At 61.3% G+C, this 8,221-nt stretch carries 6 protein-coding genes and 1 pseudogene; all 7 read right to left on the reverse strand.

Going from position 1 to position 8,221, the window contains the following annotated elements; translation table 11 throughout:
- Positions 1-1,018: alpha/beta fold hydrolase (locus tag ABYV89_RS11965; protein WP_432823187.1), on the reverse strand; the 1,018-nt coding region annotated here is incomplete at its 3' end.
- Between the two features lie 92 nt (positions 1,019-1,110).
- Complete coding sequence (gene guaA / locus ABYV89_RS11970; RefSeq protein WP_432823188.1) at positions 1,111-2,673, reverse strand: glutamine-hydrolyzing GMP synthase; 1,563 nt, start codon at positions 2,671-2,673, stop codon at positions 1,111-1,113.
- Positions 2,674-2,733: 60 nt separating this feature from the next.
- Complete coding sequence (guaB, locus tag ABYV89_RS11975) at positions 2,734-4,209, reverse strand: IMP dehydrogenase (RefSeq protein WP_432823189.1); 1,476 nt, start codon at positions 4,207-4,209, stop codon at positions 2,734-2,736.
- Positions 4,210-4,388: 179 nt separating this feature from the next.
- Positions 4,389-5,459, reverse strand: coding sequence for a M42 family metallopeptidase (locus ABYV89_RS11980; RefSeq protein WP_432823190.1), 1,071 nt, complete (start codon positions 5,457-5,459; stop codon positions 4,389-4,391).
- Positions 5,460-5,615: 156 nt separating this feature from the next.
- A complete protein-coding gene (locus tag ABYV89_RS11985; protein ID WP_432823191.1) occupies positions 5,616-6,266 on the reverse strand; it encodes a histidinol phosphate phosphatase domain-containing protein in 651 nt (216 codons plus the stop codon).
- Positions 6,263-7,744: a DUF4388 domain-containing protein gene (locus ABYV89_RS11990; protein ID WP_432823192.1), complete on the reverse strand. Its 1,482-nt coding sequence runs from the start codon at positions 7,742-7,744 to the stop codon at positions 6,263-6,265. Before ABYV89_RS11990 ends, ABYV89_RS11985 begins: the two co-directional genes overlap by 4 nt.
- A gap of 12 nt (positions 7,745-7,756) precedes the next feature.
- A pseudogene (locus ABYV89_RS11995) lies at positions 7,757-8,221 on the reverse strand (hypothetical protein); the annotation flags it as partial.

The following is an 8,221-nucleotide window of genomic DNA, read 5'->3' on the forward strand; positions in this document are numbered from 1 at the left end:
AGGCTCCCTCGAAGACCATGCCGCGACTCCCCTCGCAGCGGCCCGTGCGACCCTCGCCGCCAGCGGGAAAGCCAGCAGGCGCGATCTCGCCCTGCAGGGCCGCGAGAAAAGCCGCTTCAAACAGGCGGGGCGTCTCGGCCATCGGCACATGGCCGGCACCGGGGATGATCTGCAGCCGGGCCGCCGGCAGATTGGCCTCAAGCAGGGTCCCGGTGCGTCGCGGGGTCACCCGGTCGTTCTCGCCCCAGAGAATCACCGCCGGCACCCTGACTCGAAACAGGTAGGGGCTGAAATTCTCCTGGATCAGGGCCATGGCGGCAATTTTGACCGGATCCCCGCCCAGCACACGACTGCGCAGCAGCTCATTCTCCAGCATCATGTCGAGATCGAGAAGAGGATTTGGAAGCCGGCCGACCATTTTCCCGAGAAAGTTGTCCACGTCGAAAGGCACCACGAATCCCTCCGAAAGGACGCTGAGCATCTCCTTGGTGTAGACCCGGCGGTCAAGAATGCCCGCCACATCAATCAGCACCAGCCGGGACAATGCGTCCGGGTAAGTACCCGCGTACCTAAGTGCGATTGCCCCCCCCAGGGAATGCCCCGCCAGCACCGGGGGCATACCGACAAAGGTATCAACCACCCACTTAACAAATGCGGCGTAATTACCAGGCGAATAGAGGGAATTCTGCTTCTGCGAGCGCCCGAAGCCGGGCAGGTCAAAGGTCACCACATGGTAGGATTCAGCCAAAACCGGCAGCAGCAGCCGCCAGGTGTCCGAGGCCATGTCTCCAAGACCGTGCACCAGCACCAGGGGCGGCTTCCCCCGGTCCCCCGCCTCGAGGATATAAGCGCTGCCGCCGAAAACCGGCTCGGCAACGAGCTTTGCCCGGATGGCCTGTCCAGCCTGTCCAGCCTGCCCGGCAGACCCGGCGGCATGGCATTCGAATGCATAGAGAGCAGGCAGCAAAACGGCGGCACACAGCCCGTGGACAATGATGAGTCGCGCGATACGGAACAAGCTAAAAGCCCTCCTGGAAAGACTGCACAAACCGAACTTCCGACACTATAAACCAAAAAAGCCGCCCGGTACACCCGGACGGCTTTTTAGAATTATTCCCACTCGATGGTAGCCGGCGGCTTACTCGATATATCGTAAGTGACCCGGTTGATCCCCTTCACCTCGTTGATGATGCGGCTGCTGATATGGGCCAGCACCTCGTAGGGCATCGGGTACCAGCCGGCGGTCATGAAGTCCCTGGTCTCCACCGCCCTCAGCGCCACCACGTATTCGTAGGTGCGGCCGTCGCCCATGACCCCAACACTCTTAACCGGCAGAAAGACGGCGAAGGCCTGGCTGATCTTGTGGTAATGACCGGTGCGGTAGAGTTCCTCGATGTAGATGGCGTCCGCCTGGCGCAGGATATCGGCGTATTCCTTCTTCACCTCGCCGAGGATGCGCACACCGAGCCCCGGACCTGGAAAGGGGTGCCGCCAGACCATGGCGTGGGGCAGCCCCATTTCCTCGCCGATGGCGCGGACCTCGTCCTTGAAGAGTTCGCGAAGCGGCTCGAGGAGCTGCAGCTTCATGTAGTCGGGCAGACCGCCGACGTTATGGTGGCTCTTGATGTTGTGCGCCTTGCCGGTCTTGGCCCCGGCCGATTCGATGACATCGGGATAGATGGTTCCCTGGGCCAGCCACTTGGCGTCGACGAGTTTGTTCGATTCTTCCTCGAAAATGTCGACGAACAGGCCGCCAATGATCTTGCGCTTGCGTTCGGGGTCGCTGACCCCGGCCAGGCCGGAAAGAAAGCGCTCTTCGGCATCGACCCGGATTACCTTGACCCCCATGTTCTGGGCGAAGGTCGCCATGACCTGGTCCCCTTCGCCGAGACGCAGCAGGCCGTTGTCGACAAAGACGCAGGTCAGCTGGTCGCCGATGGCCCGGTGGATCAGGGCTGCAGCCACCGACGAGTCGACGCCGCCGGAGAGCCCGAGAATGACCTGGTCGCTGCCGACCTGCTCGCGGATGCGGACAATGGCATCCTCGATGATCTGCCCAGGGGTCCACTGACCGTGGCAACCACAGATTTTGCGGACGAAGGTATCGATAAGGGTCTCACCGCGCGGGGTGTGGTTGACCTCCGGATGAAACTGGACCCCGTAGAGATTGCGGGCGAGGTTCTGAATGGCGCAAACAGGCGCGTTCTCAGTCCCGGCCACGACCTCAAAACCGGCCGGCACCTTTTCCACGTGATCACCGTGACTCATCCAGACCGGGCTCTTGCTTTCAACGAAAAAGCCATCGAAGAGCGGCCCCGGCGCCCCCTGGGCGAGCAGCTCGGCGTGGCCGAACTCGCGCTTGCCGGCAGGAACCACCTCACCGCCGAAATGGCGACTCATCAGCTGCATCCCGTAGCAGATGCCGAGCACCGGCACCCCGAGCTCGAACAACTCCTCGGCGATACACGGAGCCCCATCCTCGTAAACCGACTTGGGTCCGCCGGAGAGGATGATCCCCTTCGGAGCAAACTTCCGTATCGCCTGGATATCCATGTCAAAGGGGTGCAGTTCGCAATAGACGTGGGCTTCGCGAACCCGGCGGGCGATCAGCTGGGTGTACTGGGAGCCAAAATCGAGGATGAGGATCTTTTCGCTGTGGATGTCCTGGGACATGGAGTTCTCCAAAAAAAAGTCCACGGCAGGCCTGTGCCTGCCGCGGACTGGAACCATCAATCAGTTGCCGGCACGCTCGATGCGGTAGTTAGGCGCTTCGTGGGTGATGGTGACGTCGTGTACATGGGATTCACGCAGGCCGGCATTGGTGATCCGCATGAAACGGGCGTTTGCCTGCAGCTCGTTAATAGTCCGGCAGCCAGTGTAACCCATGCCGGCACGCAGGCCGCCCATGAGCTGATGGATGTTGCTGGACAGGCTGCCGCGGAACGGCACCCTCCCCTCGATACCTTCGGGCACCAGCTTGACGTCGCTGTCGACGTCGCCCTGGAAATAACGGTCCTTGCTCCCCTGCTTCATGGCCCCCAGGCTCCCCATGCCGCGATAGGTCTTGTAGGTCCGGCCCTGGTAGAGGATCGTTTCGCCGGGCGACTCGTCGGTTCCGGCGAAGAGCGAGCCGATCATGATGACGTCGGCGCCGGCGGCAACCGCCTTGGGCAGTTCGCCCGAATACTTGATGCCGCCGTCGGCAATCAGCGGGATACCCGCCTTGCGGGTGACCGTGGCCACATCGGCGATGGCGGTAATCTGCGGTACGCCAACCCCGGCAACCACGCGGGTGGTGCAGATCGAGCCGGGCCCGATACCGACCTTGACCGCGTCGATGCCGGCCTTGATCAGGGCCTGGGCCGCTTCGCCAGTGGCGATATTGCCGGCGATCAGCTGCAGATCGGGGTAAGCGCGCCGGGTGTCGATCACGGCATCGATGACCCCCTGCGAATGACCGTGGGCGGTATCGATGATGACCACGTCGACTCCGGCCCGGACCAGGGCCTCGAGCCGCTCTTCGCGGTCGCCGCTGACCCCGATCGCCGCGCCGACCCGCAGCCGGCCGAAGTCATCCTTGCAGGCGTTGGGATATTTGCGAACCTTCTCGATATCCTTGATGGTGATCAGCCCCTTAAGGGCATAGCTGTCATCGACCACCAGCAGCTTTTCGATGCGATGCTGATGCAGGTGATACTTGGCCTCTTCCAGGGTCGTGCCCGGCGGCACGGTGACCAGCTTGTCCTTGGTCATCACGTTGGAGATCGGCTGGTCAAGCTTGGTTTCAAAGCGCAGGTCACGGTTGGTCAGAATGCCGACCAGCTTGCCGTCTTTGGTAATGGGAACCCCGGAGATGCGGTATTTCTCCATCAGCTCGAGGGCCTCGTAGATCTTCTGGTCGGGGTGCATGGTGATCGGGTCGACGATCATGCCGCTCTCCGACTTCTTGACCTGGTCGACCTCGAGAGCCTGCATCGCCGGCGGCATATTTTTGTGCAGGATGCCGAGTCCCCCTTCCCGGGCCATGCAGATGGCGGTCCGGTTCTCGGTGACGGTATCCATGGCGGCGCTAAGCAGGGGGATGTTGAGCCTGATCTTGGGTGTCAGCTGAGTCGTAAGGTCGACTTCTTTGGGGAGTACGGTCGAGTGGGCGGGAACGAGTAGCACATCGTCAAACGTCAGACCTTCACGGATCTCTGGATCCAGCATCGCCAGCTCCTTTTTATGGGGTAAGTCATCGGGTTACAGGTGAAAAATATTAATCGGCGATACTATCCAAGCGCATCCGGTTGGTCAAGCCTAAATCTGTTAAAAAATCTCAAGCCGCCAGGCTTGGGAGCCGGCGGCCTGAGAACGATCGGCCCGCTGCGCTGACAGCAGCAAACCTGTTAATTCGGGATAAACTGGCTGATGTTTTCGATTTTGAAAATCGCCGAGGCCAGCAGCTTCACGGTATTTTCAAGATCTTCGAGCGACAGCAGTTCGACCGGGGTGTGCATGTAGCGCAGCGGTACGCTGACCAGGGCCGCTGCCGACCCGGCCCGCGAAAGCTGCATGACGTTGGCATCGGTGCCCGTTCCACGCGGCGCCCCCATGATCTGGAAGGGGATATTTTCCTCGCGGGCCGTGGCCGTCAGCAGTTCGAACAGAGCCGGGTTGACGTTCGCCCCGCGGGCGATAATCGGCCCCTTGCCGACCTTGAATTCACCGATTTCCTTTTTGTCCATTTCCGGGTAATCGGTGGCGAAGCCGACATCAATGGCAATCGCCACATCGGGGTTGACCCCGTAGGCGCTGGTGGTGCCGCCGCGCAGCCCCACTTCTTCCTGAACCGTGGTGACGCCGAACAATTCAACCGGGGGGGCTCCGCGTCGCCGCACCTCCTGCAGCACCCTGGCCACGATAAAGGCCCCCATCTTATCGTCAAAGGCCCGGGATATCACCCGGTCGCCCTGAAGCCGCTCGAGACCGACGGCAAAGGTCACCGGATCACCGATGGCCACCAGCTTTTCAGCCTCCGCCTTGTCGTTGCAGCCGATGTCGATGAATTGCTTGTTGAGCTTGACCACCGTCTCCCGGTCCTTGGTTTCCATCATGTGAATCGGCTTCTTGCCGACCACGCCAAGGATCGGGCCGCTTGCGGTATGCACATTCACCCGCTGGCCGGGGACCAGGTGGGCGTCAACCCCGCCGATCGGGGCGAAAAAGAGAAAACCGCCGTCGTCGACATACTTGACCATGAAACCGATTTCGTCGCAGTGCCCGGCCAGCATGACCCGCGGCAGGTTTTCGCCGGCCCCGTCGATGCGGGCAATGACGTTGCCCATCACATCGGTGCGCAGTTCGTCGACCACCGGATCGAGGACCCGGCGGATGATGCGCTGGGCCGGCTGCTCGAACCCGGACGGACTCGGAGCTTCGACAAGCTCTTTCAGAAAATCAAAATCCTGATCTTTCATTGACAGCTATCCTTCCAAAATCTAAAAAGATCGACCTCACGCAAAGCCGCAAAGGCGCGAAGAGAATGTCATTCAAACTGATTTTCTTTGCGTCTTTGCGGCTTGAGTGAGTAGAGCGAACGGGCATGAGCCAGAACTTGACATTTGACAGTAAGCCTACCCCAGCGCCTTGCGGACCAGGGCTTCGGAATTTTTCCGGCACTGCTCAAACTGGGCCTCGGTCAGACCGGCGCCCAGGGCGATGCGGCGGGCCATCTCCAGAGACACCAGGTCACCGGGGCCATGAGCATCGTTGTTGACCACCAGTTTCGCCCCGGCGGCCAGGGCGCGGCTGGCAACAAGGCCGTTGGTCAGGGAGTGCCCCTTGCGGGTGGTGATCTCCAGACAGACGCCGATTTCGGCCGCCAGGGCGGCATCTTCGGCGGAAATCAGCCCGGGATGGGAGAGGATATCGACCCGCGCCTCGATCGCGGCGCGGTTGGTTCCTGCGACCACCGGCTCGACGATGGTTTCACCGTGGCATACCACCAGTCGCGCACCAAGAGAACGCGCCTCGCAAGCCGCCTCGGCAATGGCCGCCGGCGGGATATGGGTCAGCTCAATGCCGGGAATGACCGACAATCCCCAGGCGGCGCCAAGATCTTCGGCGACCCGGACCAGGCGCGGAATGATCAGGTCCATATTGGAAAAATCGCCATGATCGGTGATCGCCAGCGCCCGGTAGCCGGCCACGGCCGCCCTGCGGACCAGTTCGTAGGGAATCAGCTCGCCATCACTGAATAGGGTATGAGTGTGCAGGTCGATCATGCGTCCTCCCTGGCCGGCAGCGACCGGCGGAAATGAGTCGCGAAAAAAGCCAGCATCTCACGAAACGTCATCCGGTCTCCCCGCTTGAGCAGGAACGCCCCCTCACGCGCTTCGTTGAAGGCCACCGACACCACCGGCACGCGGGAGCGGAGCTTGAAAAACTCTTCGGCCGCGGCCACCTCCCCCGATTCGGCGAGGGAGACCACGCCGAACAGGCGGCGACAGAACGGGGTCCAGAGCGGCCCGGTCTCAGCCGTCGCCGGCAACGAAAAGAGCCGCAGCGAAAAGGTTTCGGTAATGGCCAGACGGCCGACATCCCCCAGGCCCAGGCATTCCTCTCCGAGCAGAAAATCGTGGGCCGGTTCGAATTCGGAAATCCCCTGCATGGCCTGCACGAAACGCCGCACATCTTCGGCAGTCGCCGCCAGCAGGATCAGCTTGGCCGAGGCCTCGTCAAGCAGCACATCGCGCTCTCCGAGATGGTCCTTGATGACGATGATTTCATCGGAGGAGAGTAGCGGGATGCGGCTGACTTCGGCGGTCAGGCCCTCTTTTCGCTCTGCGAGAACCCCCTTGTCAATCAGCACCTTGAGGACTTGCAGCACCTCAAAGTCGGGCCGGGGACAATGGTCGAGGATGTCCTGCACCAGCGGGTAATATTCGGCCAGGATGAGTATCTCCTGGGTGGTCGGCCGCAGCCCGCGCGGAAGCCGGTCGCGGGGAACCTTCATTTCGAGGCAGGCATCCAACGGCGGCAGGCTGGCGAGCTGGGCGTTCCTCTCGTCGAGCTGCCGCAGCCCCTCGATGACCAGGTGATCGACCGGAGCGTTGATGCGGATTTCAACATCGACAGCTCCGGGAGAAAACCAGAAATCGCCGTCGATCCAGTCGAGCATGCGGTAAAACGCCTTGTCGCCGTCCACCCGCCCGACCCGGGCATTAACCACGCTGCCGTCACGCATGAAGATCGTGCCCCGCCCCGCGGCGCTGCTCAGGGACAGCACTCCGTCCTTGCGGTTAACGCCGAGCACCTGAACGAGATCGGTCACTGAAATCTGGTTCAGGTTGCCGCGGATTTCCTTCTCCTGGCGACCGACCTGCTCGGTTCTTTCGAGACGACCGAAATGGGCCAGCACTGCGGCCAGAAGCTGTTCCGGATTGAACGGGCGCGGCAGGAAACAGTCCTTGTGCCGCCTGAAGCCGTCCACCTCTTCACCTTCGCGGCCGATGTAGAAAAAAGCGATGCGTTCGGTGCGGGGGTTGGACAACAGAATCTGGGCCAGGCGGGTCGCCGGCAGCAGCGGGATCTCGGTATCGAGGACCATCATGTCAGGAAACAGGGTCAACGACAATTCAAGCGCCCGCGCGCCGTCTTTGCAGAGATGAATTTCCAGCCCGTGCTGCAGCAGCAGGTCGACCAATCCCCCCAGGTCTTCCTGGTTGCTGGCGAGTACGATTTTATTGAACAGCTTCGGCATGGCGGCTCGGCCCTAGATCTGCGCCTGGAGCTGGTACTGCTCCTGGAGCTTGGTGATCATGTTTTCGACAAAATAGAAATCCGACGTATGGAAACCGATCAGTTCGTCACCGCGCTGACGGGCGAACATGGCGTAAGCATAATCTTCGTTGAGATAGAGCAAAAAAGGGATTTTTTCAAAGCGGTCGCTGTCGATGTAGATCGGTACGATACGTTGAAAATCCCAATGAACCCGCTTCTGACCGCCGAGCAGAAAGACAGAGGTGGACGACTTCTCCAGGCCCTCGGTGTAACGCAGACTTTTGCGAACCCGTTCAAAATCACCGCAGCCCCGGTAGATAATCCCTCGCACCCGGCTCGATTCAACCACCTCGCGGCAGAATGCCCGCATTATTTCATCGAGACGCCCGGCCGGCATGCGAAAATAGCGGCAACGCAGTGCGTCTTCGTGGCTGGCCAGGGCGTCAGCCACCTTGAC

This window comes from Trichloromonas sp. (genome assembly GCF_041583255.1).
Classification (GTDB): Bacteria; Desulfobacterota; Desulfuromonadia; order Desulfuromonadales; family Trichloromonadaceae; genus Trichloromonas.

Bases quoted from the DNA above. Each gene is read 5' to 3' on its own strand.
- ABYV89_RS11985 (WP_432823191.1), bottom strand. From the start codon at position 6,266: ATGATCGACCTGCACACTCATACCCTATTCAGTGATGGCGAGCTGATT.
- ABYV89_RS11990 (WP_432823192.1), bottom strand. From the start codon at position 7,744: ATGCCGAAGCTGTTCAATAAAATCGTACTCGCCAGCAACCAGGAAGAC.
- guaA (WP_432823188.1), bottom strand. From the start codon at position 2,673: ATGTCCCAGGACATCCACAGCGAAAAGATCCTCATCCTCGATTTTGGC.
- guaB (WP_432823189.1), bottom strand. From the start codon at position 4,209: ATGCTGGATCCAGAGATCCGTGAAGGTCTGACGTTTGACGATGTGCTA.
- ABYV89_RS11980 (WP_432823190.1), bottom strand. From the start codon at position 5,459: ATGAAAGATCAGGATTTTGATTTTCTGAAAGAGCTTGTCGAAGCTCCG.